This window comes from Rhizobium sp. P38BS-XIX (genome assembly GCF_012641435.1).
GTDB lineage: Bacteria > Pseudomonadota > Alphaproteobacteria > Rhizobiales > Rhizobiaceae > Rhizobium.
Window position 1 is genome coordinate 139773 of record NZ_JABAIJ010000011.1, and the last position, 23983, is coordinate 163755.

Below are 23983 nucleotides of genomic sequence, written 5' to 3' on the forward strand. Positions count from 1 at the left end.
TGACAATGGAGAAGGTCTTTCCGCTGACGACAGCCTTTGCTGAAGCCATCGTCTCTTCCAAACCGCTGCTCGATCAGGCGGCAGTTTCCGCTGCCCGTACCGCGATCGTCGATTGGCTGGCCTGCGCCTATGGCGGCTCTGGTGACCGCACGACGACAATCCTTTTGGAGCAATTGCCAAAGGCTGAAGGGCGAGCCGTCATCGTTGGTCGGCGTGTGCGTGCCGACGCGCTGACAGCCGCTCTGATCAATGGGCATGCCGGCCATGTGCTTGATTATGACGACGTGCACGCAAGTGTGCGCGGCCACCCGACGACCGTTATCATTCCTGCCTTGCTCGCCCTGGCCTCGGAAGTAAGACTGACGGCCGATCGTCTGATTGCCGCTTATATCGTCGGCCTTGAAGCTATGGCACGTCTTGGGCTTTCGATTGGCATGCGCCATTACGAAAACGGCTTCCACGCGACCGCAACACTCGGGACGATTGGAGCTGCGGCGGCAGTCGCGCATGCACTCGGCTACTCCATCACCGAGACTACGACCGCGCTCGGACTTGCCGCCACACATTCGAGCGGTCTTCGGCTGCAATTCGGTCATGACGCGAAACCTTATCACGCGGGCATGGCGGCGCGTTCCGGACTGCTGTCGGCCAAGCTCGCCAAGGCAGGCTTTGGCGGCGCGCAAGACCTTCTCGACAATCCAATCGGCTTCCATTCGGCCTTCTCATTTGGCGAGGAGCGGCCGCAGGCGGTTGTCGAAGGCTGGGGTTCGCCATGGCAGATCGTCGCGCCCGGCCTGACACTCAAGGCGTTTCCCTGCTGCACGGCAAGCCATCCGGTTGCGATGATCGGGCTCCAGCTTCACGGTGAGGGGCTGCACCCGCATCTGATCGACGAGGTCGTCTTTACTTTTCCGCCCGGCGGAGACGCCGCGCTCGTGGTGACCAATCCGACGACCGGCATCGATGCGCGCTTCAGCGCCGAATATGTCTTTGCGACGGCCTTGATTGACGGTGTGTTGAAGATCGGCCATTTCGGCGAAACCCCGGTCAGAGACGATCTGGTGGCCGTTGCGCGTCGCGTGCGCCGTCGTCACGACGACACGGCACCGCGCCTTTCGAGCGATCCAAAGACACGCTTTGTTATTGCCGATGTAACGCTGACGGATGGACGCCGCTTCACCCGAGAATTTAAAGGCCTCCCCGGCTTGACCGACCCCTCTGACAAATTCCGTGACGCGACCGGCAATGACAAGGTTGCCTCGACCGTCCCCGAACTGGTCCAAAGGATGCACAGCGAGGAGGATCTTGATCTCCTGCTGGAGCGCTTGGGGCATCCGCCTGACCTGATCCACTTTCAAGAAACGCAAGGCATGCACGCATGAGCAACACCCGCAAGATCCATCTCGGCCTTTTTCTGCAAGGTGCCGGTCATCATGTCTCCGGTTGGCGCCATCCGGATGCCGAAGCCGGTAGCGAGAATTTCGACCTTTTGCGCCGCGTGGCGAAAATTGCCGAGGCCGCGAAATTCGACATGCTCTTTCTGGCGGACGGGTTGACGAGCGGTGTCGATGCCCATCCGTCGATGATTGCACGTTTTGAGCCACTGACGCTGCTGGCATCGCTTGCGATGGTCACGGAGAAGATTGGCCTTGCGGCGACGGCATCGACCACTTATGGCGAACCCTATCATCTTGCCCGTGCCTTCGCTTCGATCGATCATTTGAGTCATGGCCGTGCGGCCTGGAACATCGTCACCACATCCTATGCCCGTACGGCCGCAAACTTTTCGAAAAGCCATCCGGAGCATGACGAGCGCTATGCTGTTGCGGAGGAGTTCGTCGACGTTGTGCGTGGCTTATGGGACAGCTGGGCCGACGATGCATTTCCGAAAGACAAGGAAAGTGGCATCTACGCAGACCCCGCCAGGGTTCGTGTGCTCGATCATGCTGGCAAATACTACTCGGTGAAGGGTCCCCTGAATATTCCGCGCTCTCCGCAAGGCCACCCCGTGCTGATCCAGGCCGGCTCGTCCGGGCCAGGCCAGGATCTTGCCGCCCGCACCGCCGATATCGTCTTTACCGCGCAGCAGAGCCTTGATGAGGCGCAGGCCTTCTACAAGAGCCTGAAGGGCAGGGTCGCAGCCTTCGGGCGAAAACCCGACGATGTCGCGGTCATGCCGGGTTTTCTGCCCGTGATAGGGAAGACGGCTGCCGAAGCACGCGAGAAGCTCGACGTTCTGAACCGCTGGACGGATATCAAGAGCGCAATGCCTCTTCTTGAAGAACGCTTGGGACATAGTCTTGCCGAGTATGATCTCGACGGGCCACTGCCAGACCTATCGATTTCCGATCAGCTTCGTAGCCGCGCCGAACTGCTGACCGAACTTGCGCGCCGCGAGAAATTGACGATCCGGGAGCTTGCATTGCGTGTCGCAGCTGGGCGCGGCCATCACATTGTGCTTGGAACAGCCGTGGAGATTGCCGACCGCATGCAGCAATGGTTCGAAAATGGTGCTGCTGACGGCTTCAACGTCATGCCGCCCTTTTTTCCCGGCGGTCTGGAGGATTTTGCCAACGATGTCGTGCCGATCCTGCAGGAGAGAGGCCTTTATCGCCGCGAATACGAAGGAAAAACACTGCGCGACCACCTCGGCATCGCAAGGCCGGCCTGGGCTTGAGCAAGCGGGCCGAGGCATTCAGCCTCGGCACTCTCTTTTATCGATAGGTCAGGCGTAGAGCCCGAACTGCGCCTTGTGCAATCGCGCGTAAGCGCCGTTGCAGGCGAGCAGCTCGTCGTGGGAGCCTTGTTCGACAATGCCGTTGTCGCCCATGACGATAATGCGGTTTGCATTGCGGATCGTCGATAGGCGATGCGCGACGACCAGGGTGGTACGCCCCTTGGCAAGCTCCAAAAGGGCCTGCTGGATTGCATATTCTGTCGCCGTATCGAGCGCCGACGTAGCTTCATCCAGAATGAGGATCGGTGGGTCTTTCAGAAAGATACGCGCAATTGCCAGGCGCTGTTTCTGCCCGCCGGAGAGCTTGACGCCGCGCTCGCCTGTGGGCGTATCGAGGCCAGCGGGCAAGGACCGCACGAAGTCATCGAGTGAAGCGCGTTGTAGCGCCCTCATGATATCCTCGTCGGTGGCGCCGAGTTTCCCATAGGCGATGTTCTCGCGAATGGTCGAGCCAAACAAGAAAACGTCCTGCTGGACGATGCCGATCTGGCTTCGCAGCGAGGCCTGCGTCATGTCGCGGATGTCGATCCCATCGATCGTGATGCTGCCCGATGTCACGTCGTAAAATCGTGGCAGGAGTGAGCAGATCGTCGTTTTGCCGGTGCCGGATGCGCCGACAAAGGCGACAGTTTCGCCGGACGCGATCGTCAACGAAAGATTGTCGAAAATCGGTCTCTGATCGGAATAGGCAAAGCCGACATCGGTATAGGTGATGTCGCCCCTCAGGTGACCGGCTGTGACTGCGTCCGGCCGATCGGCGAGGTCCGGTTCGGTGTCGATGAGCGACAGGAAGCGTTTGAACCCGGCAATGCCTTTGGGATAGGTCTCGATGACCGAGGTGATCTTATCGATCGGCCTGAAAAAGACATTGATGAGCAGCAGGAAGCTGACGAACCCGCCGTACGTAAGCTCGCCCGAGATGACGAACCAGGTCCCGGCCATCATGACGACGAGTTGCACAAGGCGCGTGCTGAAATAGCTGAGCGCGATGCTTGCCGTCATATAGGCGTAGCCGTCGAGCTTGGTTGCCTTATAGTCTTCGTTGTCGCTGGCAAACAGCTGGCTCTCATAGCGCTCGTTGGCGAACGCCTTCACCACTCGGATGCCACCGACGGTTTCCTGCATACGCGTGTTGAAGTTGCCGACCTTTCCGAACAGGCTGCGCGAATTAACGGTCATTTTCGAACCGTAGCGGCTGACCAGCCAAGTCATGAAGGGCACGATCGTCGTCGTCAGCAAGGCAAGCTTCCAGTGCACGCCAAACATCAGCAGGAAGGCGCCGATGAAGGTCATGATCGCGATGAACAGATCCTCGGGACCGTGATGGGCGATCTCGCCGACTTCCTCAAGGTCCTTTGTCACATGGGTGATCAGGTGACCGGTGCGGTTGTTGTCGAAATAGCGGAAGGAGAGCTTCTGGATATGGTCGAAGGCTTGTCGGCGCATGTCGGACTCGATCGAGATGCCGAGTGCGTGACCCCAATAGTTGACGATGGCCGACAGGCCTGTGCTCGTTGCGTAAACGACAAGCAGCAGCGCTGCCGTACCGAAAATCAAGCCCCAGTCATGGCTCGGCAGAAGTGTATCGATGAACAGCTTGACCGCCAGCGGAAAGCCGAGTTCGAGAAGGCCCGCAACCACCGCACAGCCAAAATCAAGAAAGAACAGCTTCTTGTAGCTGGCATAATAGGAAAAGAAACGACGTAGCATGCATGCCCTCCGTGGGCACTTGAAGAGGATATAGGGACAAAGGACGGGCTAAAACGACAGCCCGAATTCGGCGTCGCTTTGCAGCGTCAATGGGTGCCGAAATGTCTCATCTGGCGGTCCTCCTGCTTGAGTCGCGCGGTTTATATAATCCACGCATGCATCGGTGTCACCCCCGAATTGGGAGTGCGTCGATCCGCAGACAATTGCCCGTGGCGGCGCTCAGGCCTGGCGCGGCGTTGTAAAGCTGCTCAGACGGTCCAGCACTTCATCGCGTGTTGGCGCCCCTGTACGACCGCCGAAAACCTCGCACTTCATGGCTGCCGCAACGGACGAAAACTGGATTGCCTCGGCAGGGTGCCGCCCCTCCGCAATCGCAAGCGCAAAGGCGCCGTGAAAGATGTCCCCGGCGGCGAGGGTATCGATCGCCTTGACGGTGATCGTCGGGCTGTGCAGGAGGTTGTCGCTTTGATCGTCGAACCAGAAACTGCCGGCCGCACCGGCGGTCACGCAGATAAAGGATTGCGCGAACCTCCGCTTCAGCAAGGCGGCCATCTCCGCGAAATTGTCGGCTCCGGTCAGGCGATGCGCAGCCGGCTCTGAAAAGACGATGTGAGTGGCCTGCGGGGCCAACTGCTCTATGACACCGTCCCGCGCCACGTCGCCATCGAGAATCGCTGGCTTGCCTTCAGCCCGCGCCATCTTCAAGACCTGCTGTGCCAATTCCGGCCAACGGACGTCGACAAGCACGGCGTCGAAAGCCGCAATGTCTTTCGGTACGACAATTCTGGTGTGTTCGTGCAGTTTCGGATCGTAAAACGGCACGATCAGCCTTTCGCCGTCATCGTCAACCAGAATGGTCGATATCGCAGATCGAGCGCCTTCGACGCGTAGCATTCCATCCGTTTGAATCCCGGCGTCTGCAAGGTCCCGAACGATCCGCTCACCGGTTTCATCATGACCAACCGCACCCCACAGACTTGCTCGGCCACCGAGGCGCGCGATAGCATAAGCTGCGCTGGAGGCCATGCCTTCTGCAATCTGCAGCATGTCGTACGGCAGCACTTTTCCTTGGCCGGTCGGCATTGTCGGAACGCGAAAGAGCGTGTCGAGAACCGCTGCGCCGACGCAAAGGATATGCTTGGGTGCTCCGGTGGGAAGGGCAAAGGCGGAGGGCGAAATCAAGACCGATGTCCGCCTGTCGTGTCGAAACTGCGCTGCGTCATTTAACGGCGCCGGCGGTTAGCCCGGCAATGATCTGGCGCTGCGCAAACATCGTCAAAACAAGGACCGGCAATGTGACGATCAAGGCCGCGGCGGCAAGTGGCCCCCAGCTGACCTGTTCGAATGAAAGCATGTTGTAGACCGCGACGGGCAATGTCCGGGTCTCGCGGCTGGCAAGAACGATGCCGAAGACGAAGTTGTTCCACGAGAAGATAACGGAGAGGATAAACGCGACGACGATGCCGGGGCGGGCGATCGGCAGGGCGACTAGTCGAAACACTTGCCATGGCGTGGCGCCATCGATGCTGGCCGCTTCTTCAAGCTCGATCGGCGTCGTCTCGAAATAGCCGATCATGATCCAGACCACGATCGGAACTGTGACGACGAGATGGATAATGATCTGTGGCCAAAGCGTTCCGAGAAGATTGAGCCATTGAAACAACAGAAAAAGCGGAATGAGGAAGGAGAGCCCGGGCGTCATGCGCGCGATCATGATGACGATTGCCGATTTCTCCGCCTTCAGCCGTGCAATCCCGTATCCCGCGGGAACGCCGATGACGAGCGCCAGCAAGGTTGCTGCACCCGTTACAAGGATGGAGTTCCAGAAATAGAGGAAGAAATTGTTCTCCTGGAAAACATTCACATAGTTCGACCACGCGACGCGATCCGGAATGAGGATCGGCGGATAGGCGCCATTGTCGATTTCGTACTTCAGCGACAGTGAGATCATCCACAGGAAGAACAGCACGACAGGCGAGACGATGACCAGGGCAACGAAGAACAGGCCCAGGCGATTGAGGGTGGACCGTTTCATCTCAACGTGCCTCCCCGTTAGCCCATCGCGCGCGTTGCCTCATCATGAGGAGCATGAACGAGAGCGCAACGATAATGATGAAGAACACCACCGCCATGGCCGACCCGTAGCCGATGTCGTAGTAGGAAAACGCCGTATTATAGAGGTAGATATTGATGGTCTCAGACGCGGTACCCGGGCCGCCCTGGGTCATCGCATAGATGATATCGAAGCTCTTGATGGCGTCGATCCCTCGGATCATGACGGCAATCATCAGGAAGGGCGATATCATTGGGACCGTCAGGTAGCGGAACTGCTGCCAAGCGTTGGCGCCATCGATCTCAGCACTTTCATAGGGTTCGCGGGGCACCGATGCGAGGCCGCCGAGCACGATAAGCATAACCAGTGGCGTCCATTGCCAGACCTCGACGAGAACCAGCGAGGGGATGACGCTGGATTGATTGTAAATCCATTCCTGCGGGCCGATACCGACAAGCGAAAGCAAATAGTTCAGCACGCCAAGCTGCGGATGAAACATCATCGTCCAAACGAGGGCCACGGCGACAGGTGTCGCCATCATCGGCATGACGAAGATGCCGCGCAGAAAGCCTCGCAGCGGAAAATTGGCATCGAAGATGAGGGCGGCGAGCGTTCCGAAAATCAGTGGGCCGACGACTGAGAGCACAGTGTATAGGACCGTATGCCAAAGCGATTCCCAGAAGCGGGCATCGGTTGCGAGGCGGAGATAGTTGTCCCATCCCACAAAACTCTGCGATTGCCCGAGCGTCCATTTGTTCACACTCATCCAAAGGGTGAAGACCCAGGGGAAGACGATGACAGCCGCAATCACGATCAAGGCAGGAATAACGAAAGGCCAGTAGTTCGGAGCAAGCCTGTTCGGCTTGCTCCTCTTTGCAGCCGCAGTAGCTGCGGTGTCTTCGATACTCACGGAGGCCATCATCCCTCGCTTCTTGCGAGCACCGGCTCGAACTGGGCGGTCGCTGCCTTCAGTTCAGCAGCAGGATCGGCGCCGCCGATCATGTTCGTCAGTGCGACGCCATAGATGTCGCGGAATTCCGTGACCGGAATGATAACCGGCAGGGCGAGCTGCGAGACCTTGGCGGAGCCAGCAACGGCATCGAGCCATGCGACCGGCATTTTGACGCCTTCGCGAACCTTCTGATCTTCAAGGATGGACTGGCGGAAGGGAACGCCGGCGCCGGCCTGCAACAGGCGCGCGCCCATGTCGTGCGAGATCGCCCATTGGCAGAAAAGATAGGCGGCCTCCTTGTTCTGGCTGGCGGCAGTCACGCCGATGCCGTCACCAGTGGTGGCCGCAGCCTGCGCACCGGGACCCTTTGGCATAATGCCGTAGCCGACCTGACCGACGACACGGGATTTTTCCGGGTTTTCGATTGGAGGTGCAAAGCCGACGCCATCCAGCCACATGCCGATCTTACCCTGCAGAAAGGCCGATTGCGCTTCCGCCCAATTGAAGCCCGACACGCCGGGAGGCGCCGATTTCGTCATCAGCTGCTGATAGAGCTTTGCAGCATCCACGGCGCCCTGTGATTCCGTCTGCAGCTTGCCATCGGCAGAAAGCGGCGTCGCACCATAGCCAAGCATGAAGGTCGTCCAGACCGGCGTATTGGCGTTTTTCAAGCCACGGGCGACAAAGCCGTAGGTATTTGTCGACTTGTCCGTCAGCGCTTCGGCTGCCTTGGCCATCTCTTCGAAGGTCTGCGGGTATGCAAGGCCCTTCTTTTCGAACAAGGCCTTGTTCCAGTAGATAATCCAATAGTCGACGGAGAAGGGCAGGGAGCGCATGACGCCACTGCTATCCTTGGCGAATTTCAGGCCAGCCTCTGCGAAGTCGTTCTCCGTCAACGAAGGGTCGGTGAGCGAGGGATCCTTCATGAAGCCACTGATATCGGCAAGCCAGCCGCCCTTTTCGAACTGGCGCTTCTGGACGTGATAGCTCAGATGCACGACATCGAAACTCGGCTTGCCTGAACTCAGCTCGATCGTGGTCTTCTGGCGCTGTTGCTGTTCCGGCGTCGCTTCCGCATTGACCTTGATGCCCGTCAAGGTCTCGAACTCGCTCAGGTATTTGAGGATTGTTTCGCTGCGCGGACTCTTGATCAGATTGACCTCGAGCGTCGTACCGGAAAAGCGCTTCCAGTCGACGGCGGCTGAAGCGGCGCGCACGCCAAAGATGCTTGCCGCGCCCAGTGCTGCCGTGCCGGCCATGAAGCCGCGACGTGTCGGATTGAATAATGACGATGACATCCTGTTCCTCCTCCTTTGGCCGAAAATCTCCTCATTCACGGCCTGTTATTCGGTGTTTTCAAATCTTCAGTGCGCGATCCCGTGCTCCGCCGATGTGGGATACGAGTGCTGCCACCGCCTCGTCGGCGGATCGTCGCTGTATTGCGTCAAGTACCTTCAGGTGCTCCTCCATAACGGGCCCAACATGCCCGTTGATCCGAAACCTGTCCTGGCTGATCAGCCGCATCTTGATGGAGTTGACCCGATAGGCGTTGGAAATGATCGTATTGCCAAGCGCGTCGATGAACGCATCGTGCATGCCCCAGTCCACCGATTGTGCGTGAAGTTCCAATTCCGGGGAGTTGTCGCCGGAGCGGATGGCGTCGGCGATATCGCGATGGTCTTTCAAAAGTTTGGCGATCGTCTCGTCCGATGCCGAATGGGTAAAGAGCGCGACAGCTTCTTTCTCCAAAAACAGACGAAGCTGGAATGCCTCGCGGATCAGATCGAGATCGATATGAGCGATTTGCAGGCCGCGCTGCGGAACTGTTTTGATAAGACCTTCTGCTTCCAGACGCGGGATCAACTCGCGGATCGCGCCAAGCGTCAGTCCAGTCAGCTCGACGAGCCGCCGCTGCGAGATGAATTGACCCGGACGAACGTCGCGCGCCAGAAGATGGCGCGTGAAGCTCTCATAGGCCTTTTCTCTCAACGTTGGCTGTTCGCCTGCTCCGTCCATCGGCAGCTCCGGGCTGTTCGGTTAGGCCGCCTTTGCACGAAACAGCGTGCTGAAGGCGGCAAATAGCGTGTCTAAATCGTCCTTGTTCATTGGCACGAGAGGGGGACGCACGGCAAGCCAGCCTTCATCCTCCGTCAACCGGGAAAGAATGGCCTTGATGGAAGGAATAACGGGATAATTCAACAACTGCCCCACGAAACGTGCGACATCGACATTCTCAATGCCATTTTCAGCCATGGCCTGAACTTCGCGGGGTAGCAGGTTCGCCATGCCGGAGATCGCCCCCTGGCTACCAAGGCGAACCCCATGCGCCAGATCCCGCTCGTCGCCAATCAGAATGACGAGATCACCGTGGGTTTTCAGCAATTCCTCGGTATAGGACCAGTCGCCGGAGGAATCCTTGACACCGACGACGATGTCGGAAAACGCTGTGCGCAGGCGACCGATAAGAGAAACAGACAAGGGCACCATCGTCACGGACGGGATGTTGTAGACGATGACGTCGCGGGCAGGCGCGCCGAGCATGGTGAAGACGGCCGCAAACCATTTGAACAGGCCGTCGTCGCTCACATTCTTGAAGTATGACGGCGGAGCGAGAAGAATGTTGCGAACACCTTGCGACAAGGCATGCCGCGCCTGCGCTGCGGCATCTTCAGCTGCATCCACCAACACGCCCACAACGATCTGGGTGGGAGCGATGCCAGCATGTAGCATGGCTGCGAGAACCTGCTGACGCTCTGACATGCCAATAGAGGCGCCTTCGCCGGTCGTCCCGAAGAGCGTAACGCTGTTGCAGCCATTGGAGAGGCAGTGCTTTGCCTGGTCGATCACGCGCTCAATTGCGATCTCATCGCCAACATCAAAAGGCGTTGCCAGCGCGGCCGACAGCCCAAACTTCTCTTTCATCCGATCCTCCCGATCCTATGAGGTCAGTACGTATCATGCTAACATGTTAGTTGTAAAGTTAACTTGAGATCAACAATGCGAAACTTTGTATCCGCCACACAATTTCATTGTTGCGCGCGCAAAAACCAAATATGATTGATGTCTAATCAATGTCGGGGCATATCGATGTGCGGGAGGGGCGTATCGTCATCTTCGTCCGTTGAATTGTGGAAAATCCCAGGGCGGCGAGCGCGTGCCATGAGCACGTTTCGGCCTCGAAACTTCAGCTGCAAGGAGCGATGAATGTGCCGGCGTGCGCGACGGTAAAAGTCACGGTCGGACAATAGATAAAATCTACGGCTGCAACTCGACATTTCATTAACTAGGTCATTTCACCCAATTTTTTGCTTTTCGTGCGACAAGACCAATCAAAGGCGAGGTGACCCATGCAAGAGCTTCCAGTTTCATCCAAGATCATCAAATCCGTGTTTTTTCGTGCGGATGACGGACGACTTTATATACGCTTCAAGAACGGCGAGGAGCGACAGTTTAGAGGTGTCCCGCAGAAGGCTGCGCTTGCCATGGTGAAAGCGTCTTCTCCGGGCCAGCACTATATCGAACATATTCGCACGCAATTCGAACGCGTCGCCTGACTTTGTTCTTGCGGCATCAGCCCGATGGCTCGGCGGGAGCCCGCCCCGCTCAAGCATCTCGACCGTGATCAATTCTTCCCGTCCGGATCCAGCGAAGAACAGAAACTGCTGGTAGAGGACTGCACTTCCGGTCAAATCGAGGCAGAGACGTGATGAGAGCCTCTTAACGGTTCCTACCTCAAGGCGTGGCTGCGCGCTCGCTGGAGCCTTTCCATTCACTGCTGCATTGATAAACGCTGAGTTGCGCTATCTACATCAATCAGGACCATCTTTCTGGGAGGATGAGGCGTGGTTGACGAAAAGCAGCTTATCTCCAAGATCACCTGGAGGCTTATGCCATTTCTGGGGATCCTCTATCTGATCGCCTATATCGATCGCCAGAATGTCAGCTATGCGAAGCTGGAGATGGTCGGTGATCTTGGCATGAGTGAATATGCCTACGGTCTCGGCGCATCGCTGTTCTTCATCGGTTATTTTATCTTCGAAGTGCCAAGCAATCTGCTTCTCGATCGGTTTGGTGCCAGCAAGTGGTTCGCACGCATTCTGATATCATGGGGGATGGTCACGGTTGCCCTGGCCTATACGCAGAATGCAACGATGTTCTACATCCTGCGCTTTCTGCTTGGTGCTTGCGAAGCAGGATTCTTCCCCGGTGTCCTCTATCTGCTTACCCTTTGGTATCCCTCCTCTTATCGCGGCACGATGGTCGGCCTCTTCATGATCTTCAGCGCCTTCGCCAACGCCATCGGCGCGCCGCTTGGCGGTGCTTTGCTCGATCTCAACGGTCTTTACGGCATGGCGGGATGGCAGTGGGTGTTTCTTGTGACCGGCGGCCCCGCCATTGTCGCCGGCATCATTACCCTGTTTTATCTGCCAGATCTTCCATCCAAGGCATCATTCATCAGCGAGAGTGAAAAGGCCTGGCTCAAGGATCGGCTTGCCGCGGAAAATTCGGACATGGAGCAGAATGCTGCCGATGGCTTCCGCGCGCTCATCAATCCGCGCGTTCTGCTGATGTCGCTTTGCTATGTCGGCTTTCCGCTGGCAGCGTACGGCCTGAGCTATTGGCTGCCGACCATCGTCAAGAACTTCGGCGTTAGCAACACGACGAACGGCTTTCTGAACATTATTCCCTGGCTGCTTGTTGCCGTGGCGCTTTATGCAGTCCCGGCCATGGCCGACAAGGCGGAATCGAAAACGCCCTATATCGTCATTCCCGCACTCGTTGGCGCCGTCAGCCTGGTTCTCTCGGCTGTTATTCCCGACCATACACTGCAGTTCATCTTCCTGTGTATCTCAGCTGCGGGCATTTTTGCGGGGCAGCCGGTCTTCTGGAGCCTGCCATCGCGCTTCCTGCAAGGAGCCGGCGCCGCAGCCGGCCTTGCGGCGATCAATTCGGTTGGCAATCTCGGTGGCTTCGTTGCCCAGAACGTGGTTCCCTGGATCAAGGATACCACCGGTAGCACGATTGCGCCGATGTTCTTCCTAGCGGCCTGCCTTCTGGCGGCTGCGCTTTTGGTTCTGGTAATCGGGCGCATGGTGCCGCGTGCGCCGGGGCGGGACAATCTCGGTAGTGCAGATACTGCGCATGTGAAGTAATCTCGCGTAACCCGAGAAGAAAGTCTTGAAGCATCGGAAGCGGCCGGCGGCCGCTTCTTTTTTTGGTTATGCCGACCCAGCGCCGTTATCTCTGCGTGTTTATAAAATCGCCGACAACGTGACTTGATGCTCTCAGGAAATTACATATATTGACAGATAATTACAGATTCTGCGATGCCGTCGTAGAAAATGGGTTATCCCGACGCTAAGCTTGTTCCAAGAGAGAAGTTGTTGATGGTCGCGTTGGCGAAAGAAGCCGTTACAACCTCCGTTCGCCTCGGTGATATCATTTACGAGAAGATCGTGGCCATGATTGTCGACGGGCGGTTTGCACTGAACGAGCGTCTGCCATCAGAAGCCGTGCTTGCCGAGATGTTTTCTGCCTCGCGCCCGGTTGTCCGCGATGCGTTGGAGCGTCTGCGCGTCGATGGCCTGATCGTCTCGCGCAAGGGATCCGGTTCCTATGTGCGACAACGGCCGGACTCGTCTGTCCTGAGCATGGTCGCGGTGGGATCGCTCGCCGATATTCAGCGCTTTTTCGAGTTCCGAGCAGGGCTGGAAGCCGAAGCGGCGGAGCTTGCCGCGCGCAATTGGCAGCCGGAGGATAGAGAGCGCATCATGGCCTCGCTCCATGGGATCGAGCGGTGCCTCAATGCAGGGATGCTTGGAGCCGTGGAGGATCTGGCGCTTCATGAGGCGATTGCCATGGCGACCGGCAACCAGTTTCACGTCACCGCTCGCCAACTCTTCCGCCCGCATTTCGAAATCGGCCATACGGTAACCCGTAGCCTCAGCCTTCAGCGAACGACGGAACAGATCCGCAGCGTTCAGGATGAGCATGCCGTTATCGTCGAGGCCATTTTGGCCCGGCAGGAGGCCGAGGCACACGATGCCATGAAGCGACATATCTTGAATGCACGTGCCCGGATGTTTCAGGGCGTCTGATGCGGCGCAAAAGGCTGGTCAGACGGCGCTTGGGACGTCGAGCCACACGTGATGATCGATGAAAAGGGAAGGATGGAGAGATGAGTATCGAGGCGATGCGGCAGGCGTTGACCGGTGTGTCCGGCGTTCCGGTAACCGCTTATGATGGGCGCGGCGAAATAGAGCCTCGGGTGACGGCCAAGGTTTATGAGCGCGTCGCGGCCGCTGGCATCCATAATATTGTCGCTGCGGGAAATACCGGCGAATTCTATGCTCTGACGCCGGAGGAGATCAGCCGGGTTCATGAAGCAGCCATGGCAGGTGTTGGCGATAAGGCGCCGGTAACGGCCGCCATCGGTCGTTCTCTGCACGAGGCGATCCGCATGGCCAAGGACGCCAAAGCGATTGGCGCGTCTGCCGTCATGTCACATCAGCCGGTCGATCCATTTGCCGCGCCGGCTGCGCAAATCGACTATTTCAGGAACCTCGCAGAGGCGTCCCCCTTGCCACTTGTCGCCTATGTCAGGGCCGATGGCTTCGGTGTCGAGGACATGGTTCGCCTGGCCGGTCATCCGAATATTGTCGGCATCAAGTTTGCAACGACCGATCTGATGCTGCTTTCAAGAGCAATTGCGGCGTCCGATCCGAAAGGAGCGCTCTTCGTTTGCGGTCTCGCCGAAAGTTGGGCGCCCACTTTCACTGCCGCAGGAGCTCAGGGCTTTACCTCCGGCCTCGTCAACGTGGCGCCGAAACTGTCGCTTGCCGTTCACGCGGCTTTGGCCAGGGGCGATTTTGCCGCGGCACGATCCGTCGTCGCCCGGCTCGAACCTTTTGAACGCATGCGTACCAAGTTCCGCAATGGCGCTAACGTCACGGTGGTCAAGGAAGCCGTCACGAATTCCGGCCTCGACGTCGGGCCAGTGCGCATCCCGGGGTTACCGCAGCTAGACCCCGGTGATCGTCAGGCGTTATTGGCCTTGCTTCGCGATTGGCGGGAAACGGGCGATGCCTTTTAGGTCGAACGAAAACAGAAGATCGTCATAGCCGGGCGATCCTCTGGTCAGATGATGGGGAAGTCGTCGTAAAGCCGCCTCAGGTGATGGCGCCGACCTGCCAGGGAACGAATTCATTATCGCCGTAATCGAAGGTTTCGCTCAACGTCTTCTTGCCGGAAGCAACCGCAATGATGTCTTCGAAGATCCGTTCGCCGGCCGCCTCGATCGTATCCTCGCCGCTGACGATGTCACCGCAGTTGATATCCATGTCTTCGCGCATGTGATTATACATTTCGGTGTTCGTGGCGATCTTGATGCAGGGCGCCGGCTTGAAGCCGGACACCGATCCGCGACCGGTCGTGAAGCAAATCACATTGCAGCCGCCGGCAACTTGACCGGTGACGGCAACGGGATCGTAACCAGGCGTATCCATGAAGACGAAACCGGGCTGATCGACGATCTCGGAATATTCGTAGACGGCTTTAAGCGGCATGGAGCCGCCCTTGGCAACGGCGCCCAGCGATTTCTCCAGGATGGTGGTCAAGCCGCCGAGCTTGTTGCCGTAGGATGGGTTGTTGTTGAGTTCCGCGCCGTTGCGGCGGGTATAATCGCGCCACCAGTCGATCCGAGAGAGCAACTTTTCAGCAACCGCGGGCGTGCTTGCGCGACGCGTCAATAAGTGCTCCGCACCATAAATCTCAGGGGTCTCAGCGAGAACCGACGTGCCGCCGTTCCTAACAAGAAGGTCGGAGGCATAGCCGAGAGCCGGATTGGCCGATATGCCCGAGTAGCCATCGGAGCCGCCACATTCCAAGGCGAGTTTGATGCCGGACAGCGGCTGAACCGTGCGCTTTGCAGAATTGACACCCGGCAGCATGTCCTTGATCATTTCGGACGCGGCGGCAATTGTCTTGCGCGTACCCCCGAGATCCTGGATCGTCATCGTGCGTAGACGATTGCCTTCCTCAAGCTTGTAGTGCTCGAGGATTGGCGCAATCTGGTTTGTTTCGCATCCAAGGCCGATCATGAGGATGCCGCCGAAATTCGGATGACGCGCATATCCCTGCAGCGTACGGGCCAGATAACGATAGCCCTCGGATTGTGTGTTGATTGCGCATCCGCCGCCATGGGTAAGGGCGACGACACCATCGACATTGTCAAAGCCGTCAAGGCCACCGGTGCGATTGAAATGCTCGGCGATATATTTCGACACCGTGGCTGAACAGTTGACCGTGGTGATGATGCCGATGAAATTGCGCGTGCCAATACCTCCGGCGCCCCGATCAAAACCCATGAAGGTGCGACAGTTCTCCGGGGGCAACATGCCGGGTTCCTCGATGTCGACACTGAACTGGTAGGGATGGTCGGATTCAATCACCGCGAGGTTTTGCAGATGAACATGACCGCCGGCTGGGATGAACTGCGTTGCCACGCCGATCGGCTGGCCGAATTTGCGGATTTCCCGGCCAGCCGGAATATCGCGCACCGCCACCTTATGGCCGCGCGGAATTTGATCGACAGCGGTCAACCCTTCGATACCGGTCGGACTTCCGGCACGGATCATGGCGCGGGCGACAGCCACATCGTCGATAGTGTTCAGCAGGATGACAGGCGAGACGGCGGCGGACATAAGGAAATTCCGTAAAGTTGGATTAAATGGCTATTGCTTGCAATAAACAATCATTCGGGCGAGAAAGCGTCAAGTATGATCGGCGTCAAGGCAAAACTTCTGTTCATCAGGGCGACGTTTGGCGCGCGAGCCATACGGCCAGATCCGCTTCCGCTCGTTCCAATGCACTGTGGTTCAAAAGCTTCCGCAAAAGCGCTACGGCAACGGCACGTGCCCTCAGATTAAATCCACCATCATCGCCTTGTCCGCCGGGGGGCTGATAGACCCCAAGCTTCACATAGAGCTGCTGCAGCCGGTTCTGCACGCTGCGGACGGAGAGATTTCGTCTTTGTGCAATCGCACGATCGGTTAGACCCAGTGCAATGTCGATCAGGATCTCGTATTCGGCCTCCGTGAAGCCGTTCATATTGCCGAGGCTCTTTTGCTGCATACCGCGCACTTCGCGGTCGATCACGCATTGGCTCTCGATGAAAATGCTGCGAAGCGCAAGCTTCAGACGATCGTCTGAAGCGGACTTCAGGACATAACCGTAGACGGCGCCGACAGGCACGATGCGGGAGACGCCCCGGACATAGGCCTCATCCGAATAGTTGGACCAGAAGAGAATGCGTGTTTCCGGTCTCTCCTTCCAGATGGTGCGCGCGGCCTCGATGCCATTGCGGGGACTCATCTGCAGATCCATGACGACGTGCGCCGATTTGCAGTCCCGTGCGAGCTTCTCGCCCGCATTGCCGTTTTCGGCTTCGAGCACACCGTCGCATTCGGGCAAGGCAGCGCGTACGGCTTCGTTAAGGTAGGAACGATGAAGTGGATCGTCCTCGATGATCAGCACCTTCATGCTGCCGCTCCTCCCGCAAACGGCTGTTTTGCCGGCAGACTGACGCTGACAAGGGTCCCGCCGGACGCCGTCGCAGCCTTGATTGCGAAACGCGCCGAAATCAGCCTCGCTCGCGTCCTCATATTTTCAATGCCGCCGCCGGATGGCCTGCGGGCGTTTCCAAGGCCCAGGCCATCGTCGCTGACGTCTATCGTGACGCTGCCTTCGGCGGCCTTCAGATGAACCATGATATTGCCTGCCTGAGCATGGCGGATGGCATTGTTGATCGCCTCCTGTGCGATGCGAAACAGTGCGATGGTAACGGGCTGCTCGAGGCAGTCGATCGCACCGCCGGTTTCGTCGCGCAGCGCCCATTCAAGCGCTGCGCCGCTTTCCTGAATCGATCGCTCTATGTGGTTCTCTATCGCCTGAGCGAAGCCGAAAAGCTGCAGCACTGTCGGCTTCGCCTCCTCGATGATTTCGCGCAGGTCATGCATGCTGTGCTGCAGACCACGCACAAGCGGTTCCAGCGCCTCGCCCGTGACATCAGCTTGGCGGGCCAGACGTTCGAGCCGCCGGGACAGACGGGTAAGATCGGCCAGGATCTGGTCGTGCAAGTCCATGCCGATCCGTTGTCTTTCTGCCTCGAGCGCTTCCGTGAGTTTCAGCGCGCCGAGCCGCAGACCCTCCTCGCGGGCGCGGGCCTCGGCTTCGATGATGGCTGATCGCTTAGCCTGATCGGCTGCGCGGATGGCGAAGAAGTGCGGTGCGAGCAGATCGGCAATCGCGCGTGCGCTCTCGACATCCTGCATGTCGTAGAAGCCCATCTGATGGCTCGAGCAGGAGAGGGCGCCGATAACATGACCCTGAACCTTCAGGGGGACGTGCAGGCGGCTGTGAAGCGATTGATGAAAGATCGGGTGGGAAAAGGCGCCCTGAAAATGAAATTGCGGATCGCTCCAGGCATCATCCGTCAGCAGATAGTCGGTTTCTCCCCAGAGGAGTGAACGGATCGGGCTATTGTGCACGGGGGCGGGAAAGCGCTTGCCCCAATCCGTTTCCATTCCGCTCTCGTAGGCTGTGTGAAACTTCTCGTCCACCATGATGATGCAGACATCGAGATGGTCATGCGGAATAACGTGGCTGATCTCGGCAGCCACCGACTGGATAACCGAGTGGAAATCGAGTTGACCGGCGAGAAGCCGCGAGATGTTGAGGTAGTGGTCGAAGACCAATTGCGGCGCCAGATCGCGCAAGACACGCCCTCCCAAGCAATGCGTCGACCTCTGCTCCTCCGGTCGCTCGCAGCATGCGAATTCTTGACGCTATTAAGCGCCGATCGATGTCGTTCGTCTTGCGGGCTTGCGCATCTTTTCTGCGGGATCCCGCAAGGTCTCGCCGCTTAAGCGCCTGTACAAGCGTCACAATCTCGGACATCCTGCTTCTACTGACAGGGGAACCTTCAGTGCAAATATTATTTTCGACGTTCGTTGAGGAGCGCGTCCGGAAATCTTGACCTGGAAGTTGAAGTTCAGGCTCTTTGGGAGGAAAAAATGAATATTGCCAAGATGCTTCTGGCATCCGCCGTGATCGCATGTGTCGCTGCGCCGGGTGCTGCATTTGCAGATACGTCATCCAAAAAAATCGCACTTTCTAACAATTATGCCGGCAACTCCTGGCGTCAGGCCATGTTGACGAGCTGGCAGAAGGTGACGGGCGAAGCGGTGAAGACGGGTGTCGTTGCCGCTGCCGATCCCTTTACCACGGCGGAGAACCAGGCAACCGAGCAGGCTGCGCAGATCCAGAACATGATCCTGCAGGGTTACGATGCGATCGTCATCGATGCTGCCTCGCCGACCGCGTTGAACGGTGCCATCAAGGAAGCCTGTGACGCCAAGATCGTCGTCGTCTCGTTCGACGGCATCGTGACCGAGCCTTGCGCATGGCGTATTGCCGTCGATTTCAAGGGCATGGGTTCGAGCCAGATCGACTATCTCGCCAAGAAGATGCCGAAGGGCGGCAATATCCTTGAAATTCGCGGGCTTGCCGGCGTTTCCGTCGATGACGAAATTTCGGCGGGTATCCACGAGGGCGTTGCCAAGTATCCGCAGTTCAAGATCGTCGGTTCGGTTCATGGCGATTGGGCACAGGATGTCGCGCAGCGTGCAGTTGCCGGTATCCTGCCAAGCCTTCCCGATATCGCAGCTGTAGTCACCCAAGGCGGTGACGGCTACGGTGCGGCACAGGCGTTCGCCGCCGCCAAGCGCACGATGCCAACGATCGTCATGGGCAACCGTCAGGACGAACTCGCCTGGTGGAAGAAGGAGAAGGACGCCAGTGGTTACGAGACGATGTCCGTCTCGATCGCGCCTGGCGTGTCTACGCTTGCCTTCTGGGTCGCACAGCAGATCCTCGATGGTCAGGATGTGAAGAAGGATCTCGTCGTCCCATTCCTGCGCATCGATCAGGATAATCTCGAGGCCAATCTCGCCACCACGCAGGCCGGTGGTGTCGCCAATGTTGAGTACACGCTCGATGATGCCAAGAAGGTGATAGCCTCCGCGAAGTAACCAAAATCAGTCAGCGAAAAACACCGGTCCCGCCGATAAATCTGCGGGGCCGGTCGAATGCAAAGCGCGACCGGATGATCCATGATTGCAGCGAGAGACGATGGTTCGATGAAACAGGGTGCTGAGCAACAGGCGGTTGTCTCTGCTCGCGGTGTCAAGGTCCATTTCGGCGCGGTGAAAGCGCTCGATGGTGCCGATCTGAGTGTTCATGCCGGCGAGTGCATCGGTCTTGTCGGCCACAACGGCGCCGGTAAATCGACGATCGTCAATGTCATCAATGGCGGCCTCAGCCCGCATGAGGGCAGCATTGCTTATGAGGGTGACGATAAAACCCATGGCATCAACGCAGCTCGCGCGCACGGCATCCGTTGCGTCTTTCAGGAACTGTCGCTGGCGCCGAATTTGACGGTTGTCGAAAACATGCGCGTCGTTCACCGCGGGCTCTCCGGCTGGAATTGGCGCCGGCAGGCCGCCTCGATCGTCCGTACGAAACTCGATGAGATCTTTTCAGGTCACAGGATCGATGTGATGCGGTCCGTCGGCGAGCTATCGATCGCAGAGCGGCAAATGGTGGAAATCGCTATTACCTTCTGCACCGTGGGCGAAAAGCCGAAACTCGTGATCCTGGACGAGCCCACCTCGTCGCTCGATGCTGGATTGGCCGAACAACTGATGACCTATGTGCGCAGTTTCGTAAGAAACGGTGGTTCAGTGATGTTGATCTCGCATATTCTCGGCGAGATCTTGTCGACCGCAAGCCGCATCCTCGTCATGAAGGACGGCCGTGTTGTTGCCGATCGAGCCGCGGAGGATTTTACCGCGCATAGCCTTGTTCAGGCGATGGGTAGCGTCGTCAAGGAACAGGATCGCAAGCGCAAAACGACCGAGGTCGCTTCCGCTCCGGCACTTTTGGCCTTACCGGCACGGGCCGGAAAAGGACTTGCATTCACAGCCCGCAAGGGCGAGGTGATCGGGCTGGCGGGACTTGCCGGTCACGGCCAGACAGACATGTTGCTGGATCTGCACCGATCCCTATCCCGAAACTGGCTGCCGAGTGGACAGGACAACATCGCGTTCGTCGCCGGCGACAGAAGCCTTAACGGCACCTTTCCGCTCTGGAGCATTTTAAAGAACCTCAGCATTGCGTCCCTGGGCGATCTCTCGCGGATGTCGATCGTCGATCGCGGAAAAGAAGATACGCTCGGAGCCGATTGGAAAAGTCGCATCGAAATCCGTACGCCTACCATGGGCAACGGCATTCTATCGCTTTCCGGTGGCAACCAGCAAAAGGTGCTTTTCGGCCGTGCGCTGGCGACCACCGCCCCGATCGTATTGATGGACGATCCCATGCGGGGCGTCGACATCGGCACCAAGCAAGAGGTCTACCGAATCCTCAATGATGAAGCTGCGCGCGGGCGCACGTTCATCTGGTATTCCACCGAGATGGATGAAATTCGCCTCTGCGACCGCGCGTATGTCTTTCGCGATGGCGCCATCGTGTCTGAACTGACTGGGGAAGACATCACGGAGGACAATGTGCTCGCGGCTTCCTTTGCCGGGGAGGGCGCATGATGCGTCCTTCCTCCGCCACCCTGCGCCTGCTGATCCCTGCGCTCTCGCTCGGCGTGCTTCTCGTCGCGGTCTTTTACCTGCAGCCGCGCGCGATGAGCTACGTCGGCCTCAATCTGCTTTTCAATCTCGCAGTGCCCATCGCGCTGGCAACGATTGCGCAGATGATGATCATGTCGGTCAACGACCTCGATTTGTCGATGGGAACATTCGTCAGTTTCACGGCCTGCGTGACTGCAACCTATCTGCAATCCTCCCCCGTCATCGGCATCCTGATCCTTCTGGCCGCAATTGCCGTTTACGCCGCGATCGGTATCGTCATCTACGTCAGAGATCTGCCATCGATCGTGGTGACACTGGGCATGAGCTTTGTCTGGGGCGGTCTGGCCGTTCTCCTGCTGCCGGCGCCGGGCGGTACAGCTCCCGATTGGGCTCGCTGGCTGATGACGTCGAAACCTCCCTTGGTCCCGATGGCCATCATCGCCAGTGTCGCAATCGCCTTGGTGTCGCATCTACTCGTCATGCGTTCTGCTTTCGGCGTGCTGATCCGCGGTGTCGGAGGCAATCAACGGTCTTTGCAGCGCGCGGGCTGGTCCGTGGTCGGCCTTCGTGCGGCAGCCTACGCGCTGGCAGGCTTCTTTGCCGTACTTTCCGGCATCGCTCTCGTCGGACTGACAACCTCTGCGGATGCGAATATCGCGCTGCGCTATACGTTGCTGTCGATTGCCGGCGTCATCCTCGGCGGCGGCGAGTTTACCGGAGGGCGCGTCTCGCCTGTGGGTGCCGTGATCGGCGCGCTGACGCTGACTTTAGCTGGTTCATTCCTGTCGTTCCTGCGGATTTCGCCGGACTGGCAGATCGGCGCCCAGGGCGCGATCCTGATCATCGTGCTGGCGTTGAGGCTCCTGCTCAACCGCGTTGAAAAGCGGGAGAAACAATCATGATCGCTTTTCGCGCGCTTGCCCGCAAACCATGGATCTGGTCCTTCATCGCAGCCATCATCGTCTGGATCGTCACCGTCATATTCACCGGCGGCGCAAGTTCCGTTGGCTTGTCGCAGGCGGCACTCACCTTCGCTGCGTTCTCCGTGATCGTCGGCATCGGGCAAATGTTCGTCATCACGCTGGGTCCAGGCAATATCGACCTGTCGGTGCCGGCCACCATGACGCTCGCCGGCACCATTGCGCTAAAACTGATGAATGTCGAAGACAGCATGATCGTGCCGGGCCTGCTGGTGTCGGTCGCAATCGGCATCGGCATCGGCATCGGCAATTATGCGCTGATCAAACTGCTGCGCATTCCACCGATTATTGCCACACTTTCAATGAGCTTTATCATTCAATCGACGGCGATCTGGAGCAATCGCGGACTGCGCATCAAGCCGCCCGAATATCTGGCCGACTTCACCACGTCGGGCCTGTTCGGCGTTCCAAATGTGGCCATCGTCGCTTTGGTGCTCTCGGCGGTTGCCTGGCTGCTCCTGGAAAAGACGATCTATGGGCGCTGGATATCGGCAATCGGCCAGAGCATGTTTGCGGCGCGTATGGCGGGTATTCCGGTCGACGGCACAAGGCTTGCGACTTACATGCTCTGCGCGGTCCTTGCGTCGATCTGCGGCTACCTTCTTGCCAGTTTTTCCGGCGGTGCGGCCCTGAACATGGGCGCCGAATATCTGCTGATGTCGATCGCCGTCGTCATTATTGGCGGCACGGCCGTCGCCGGTGGTGATTCAAACGTGCCGGGCATCTGGGGCGCGTCGCTCTTCATGTTCCTCGTCGTGTCCATGCTGAACACCTATGGCTTCGGCGCAGGCCCACGCCTTGTCCTGACCGGCGTCATCATCATCGCCGTCATCCTCGTTGCCGGTGGCCGCCCTGTGGGCGGTCGCTGAAGTCCCCCAATAAATTCTGCAGGAAAATCGTGATGCCAATCGAGGCTCAGTCCATCTACGAAATCTATGACGCGCGTTTCCGGAGCCTTGTGGTGCCAAGCGCAGGTTTGGAGGAGCTTTACGGCGATTGCCGCTGGGCGGAAGGGCCCGTCTGGTTCGCGGATATGGGATGCCTGATCTGGAGCGATATTCCCAACGAACGGATGCTGCGCTGGGTGCCGGGCGGCACGGTTTCCATCTTCCGTGCACCCTCAAACTTTGCCAACGGCAATACGCGCGACCGGCAGGGGCGGCTCGTTTCCTGCGAGCACGGGACAAGACGCGTCACACGCACGGAGACCGACGGCTCTATCACCGTCCTCGGCGACAGCTACAAGGGAAAGCGGCTGAATTCGCCCAACGACGTCATTGTTCGTTCGGACGGGTCCATCTGGTTCACGGATCCGACCTACGGCATTCTGTCGAATTATGAGGGCTATAAAGCAGAACCGGAGCAGGCGACCCGCAACGTTTACCGACTGGACCCCTCGACGGGCGCCCTCGACGTCGTCGTCGACGACTTCCGTCAGCCGAATGGCCTAGCCTTCTCGCCTGACGAAACAAAGCTGTATGTGGCGGACTCCGCCGCAAGCCACGATATCGATGCCCCCAGGCACATTCGTGTCTTCGACGTTATCGACGGTTACAAACTCGCGAACGGACGGGTCTTCTGCAACATCGATGCGGGCATTCCAGATGGCTTCCGAGCCGATATGGACGGCAACATCTGGACCAGCGCCGGTGACGGTGTTCATTGTTTCGCGCCGGATGGCGCGCTGATCGGCAAGATCAAGATCCCGCAGACAGTTGCCAATCTGACTTTTGGCGGTCCACGCCGAAATCAGTTGTTTATCGCGGCAACACGATCACTGTATCGCGTTTATACAGCGGCGTGTGGCGTCCAACTTCCCTGATTGGACCATGATTAGCGCGTCTGCGGGCG

The 23983-nt window shown here is 58.4% G+C and carries 21 protein-coding genes; 11 read left to right on the top strand and 10 right to left on the bottom strand.

Annotated elements, in window-relative coordinates; all coding sequences use genetic code 11:
* The first annotated feature begins 5 nt into the window (after positions 1 to 5).
* Together HGP17_RS27700 and HGP17_RS27705 are read left to right on the top strand one after the other, a co-directional pair.
* Positions 6 to 1382, top strand: coding sequence for an MmgE/PrpD family protein (locus tag HGP17_RS27700; protein ID WP_168814015.1), 1377 nt, complete (start codon positions 6 to 8; stop codon positions 1380 to 1382).
* Positions 1379 to 2677: an LLM class flavin-dependent oxidoreductase gene (locus HGP17_RS27705; protein WP_168814017.1), complete on the top strand. Its 1299-nt coding sequence runs from the start codon at positions 1379 to 1381 to the stop codon at positions 2675 to 2677. Before HGP17_RS27700 ends, HGP17_RS27705 begins: the two co-directional genes overlap by 4 nt.
* Positions 2678 to 2725: 48 nt before the next feature.
* Here HGP17_RS27705 and HGP17_RS27710 read toward each other — a convergent pair whose 3' ends face one another.
* From HGP17_RS27710 to HGP17_RS27740, 7 genes are all read right to left on the bottom strand, one after another.
* Positions 2726 to 4447, bottom strand: coding sequence for an ABC transporter ATP-binding protein (locus HGP17_RS27710; protein WP_168814019.1), 1722 nt, complete (start codon positions 4445 to 4447; stop codon positions 2726 to 2728).
* A gap of 219 nt (positions 4448 to 4666) precedes the next feature.
* Positions 4667 to 5626 (bottom strand): sugar kinase, encoded by a 960-nt coding sequence (locus tag HGP17_RS27715; RefSeq protein ID WP_168814102.1) that lies wholly within the window; start codon positions 5624 to 5626, stop codon positions 4667 to 4669.
* Between the two features lie 40 nt (positions 5627 to 5666).
* Complete coding sequence (locus tag HGP17_RS27720; RefSeq protein WP_168814021.1) at positions 5667 to 6482, bottom strand: carbohydrate ABC transporter permease; 816 nt, start codon at positions 6480 to 6482, stop codon at positions 5667 to 5669.
* Between the two features lies 1 nt (position 6483).
* Positions 6484 to 7419 carry a sugar ABC transporter permease gene (locus HGP17_RS27725; protein ID WP_168814104.1) on the bottom strand — a complete coding sequence of 312 codons (936 nt, stop codon included), beginning with the start codon at positions 7417 to 7419 and terminating at the stop codon, positions 6484 to 6486.
* Positions 7419 to 8750 (bottom strand): sugar ABC transporter substrate-binding protein, encoded by a 1332-nt coding sequence (locus tag HGP17_RS27730; RefSeq protein ID WP_168814023.1) that lies wholly within the window; start codon positions 8748 to 8750, stop codon positions 7419 to 7421. Before HGP17_RS27730 ends, HGP17_RS27725 begins: the two co-directional genes overlap by 1 nt.
* Positions 8751 to 8808: 58 nt before the next feature.
* Positions 8809 to 9468 carry a GntR family transcriptional regulator gene (locus HGP17_RS27735; protein WP_168814025.1) on the bottom strand — a complete coding sequence of 220 codons (660 nt, stop codon included), beginning with the start codon at positions 9466 to 9468 and terminating at the stop codon, positions 8809 to 8811.
* A gap of 21 nt (positions 9469 to 9489) precedes the next feature.
* On the bottom strand, positions 9490 to 10374 hold the full coding sequence (locus HGP17_RS27740) for a dihydrodipicolinate synthase family protein (protein WP_168814027.1): 885 nt from the start codon (positions 10372 to 10374) through the stop codon (positions 9490 to 9492).
* A 425-nt stretch (positions 10375 to 10799) separates the two neighbouring features.
* On the opposite strand from HGP17_RS27740, the gene HGP17_RS27745 reads away from it, so the two are divergent.
* From HGP17_RS27745 to HGP17_RS27760, 4 genes are all read left to right on the top strand, one after another.
* A complete protein-coding gene (locus HGP17_RS27745; protein WP_168814029.1) occupies positions 10800 to 11006 on the top strand; it encodes a KTSC domain-containing protein in 207 nt (68 codons plus the stop codon).
* A 288-nt stretch (positions 11007 to 11294) separates the two neighbouring features.
* A complete protein-coding gene (locus tag HGP17_RS27750) occupies positions 11295 to 12605 on the top strand; it encodes an MFS transporter (protein WP_168814031.1) in 1311 nt (436 codons plus the stop codon).
* 234 nt (positions 12606 to 12839) lie between these two features.
* Positions 12840 to 13550 (top strand): FadR/GntR family transcriptional regulator, encoded by a 711-nt coding sequence (locus HGP17_RS27755; protein ID WP_168814033.1) that lies wholly within the window; start codon positions 12840 to 12842, stop codon positions 13548 to 13550.
* 80 nt (positions 13551 to 13630) lie between these two features.
* Complete coding sequence (locus HGP17_RS27760) at positions 13631 to 14545, top strand: dihydrodipicolinate synthase family protein (RefSeq protein WP_168814035.1); 915 nt, start codon at positions 13631 to 13633, stop codon at positions 14543 to 14545.
* 76 nt (positions 14546 to 14621) lie between these two features.
* Here HGP17_RS27760 and HGP17_RS27765 read toward each other — a convergent pair whose 3' ends face one another.
* The 3 genes from HGP17_RS27765 to HGP17_RS27775 form a co-directional block, all read right to left on the bottom strand.
* The gene (locus HGP17_RS27765) at positions 14622 to 16154 is read right to left on the bottom strand and encodes an altronate dehydratase family protein (RefSeq protein WP_168814037.1); all 1533 of its coding nucleotides are present in this window, start codon (positions 16152 to 16154) and stop codon (positions 14622 to 14624) included.
* A 106-nt stretch (positions 16155 to 16260) separates the two neighbouring features.
* The gene (locus HGP17_RS27770) at positions 16261 to 16992 is read right to left on the bottom strand and encodes a response regulator transcription factor (RefSeq protein WP_168814039.1); all 732 of its coding nucleotides are present in this window, start codon (positions 16990 to 16992) and stop codon (positions 16261 to 16263) included.
* Positions 16989 to 18227: a sensor histidine kinase gene (locus HGP17_RS27775; protein WP_168814041.1), complete on the bottom strand. Its 1239-nt coding sequence runs from the start codon at positions 18225 to 18227 to the stop codon at positions 16989 to 16991. The genes HGP17_RS27770 and HGP17_RS27775 overlap by 4 nt, the downstream gene beginning before the upstream one ends.
* Positions 18228 to 18524: 297 nt before the next feature.
* Here HGP17_RS27775 and HGP17_RS27780 point away from each other — a divergent pair, with 297 nt between their 5' ends.
* From HGP17_RS27780 to HGP17_RS27800, 5 genes are all read left to right on the top strand, one after another.
* On the top strand, positions 18525 to 19541 hold the full coding sequence (locus HGP17_RS27780) for an ABC transporter substrate-binding protein (protein ID WP_168814043.1): 1017 nt from the start codon (positions 18525 to 18527) through the stop codon (positions 19539 to 19541).
* Between the two features lie 81 nt (positions 19542 to 19622).
* A complete protein-coding gene (locus tag HGP17_RS27785) occupies positions 19623 to 21113 on the top strand; it encodes a sugar ABC transporter ATP-binding protein (protein ID WP_168814045.1) in 1491 nt (496 codons plus the stop codon).
* On the top strand, positions 21110 to 22054 hold the full coding sequence (locus HGP17_RS27790) for an ABC transporter permease (protein WP_168814047.1): 945 nt from the start codon (positions 21110 to 21112) through the stop codon (positions 22052 to 22054). Before HGP17_RS27785 ends, HGP17_RS27790 begins: the two co-directional genes overlap by 4 nt.
* The gene (locus HGP17_RS27795; RefSeq protein WP_168814049.1) at positions 22051 to 23001 is read left to right on the top strand and encodes an ABC transporter permease; all 951 of its coding nucleotides are present in this window, start codon (positions 22051 to 22053) and stop codon (positions 22999 to 23001) included. The genes HGP17_RS27790 and HGP17_RS27795 overlap by 4 nt, the downstream gene beginning before the upstream one ends.
* A gap of 32 nt (positions 23002 to 23033) precedes the next feature.
* Complete coding sequence (locus tag HGP17_RS27800; protein WP_168814051.1) at positions 23034 to 23954, top strand: SMP-30/gluconolactonase/LRE family protein; 921 nt, start codon at positions 23034 to 23036, stop codon at positions 23952 to 23954.
* Positions 23955 to 23983: the final 29 nt, after the last annotated feature.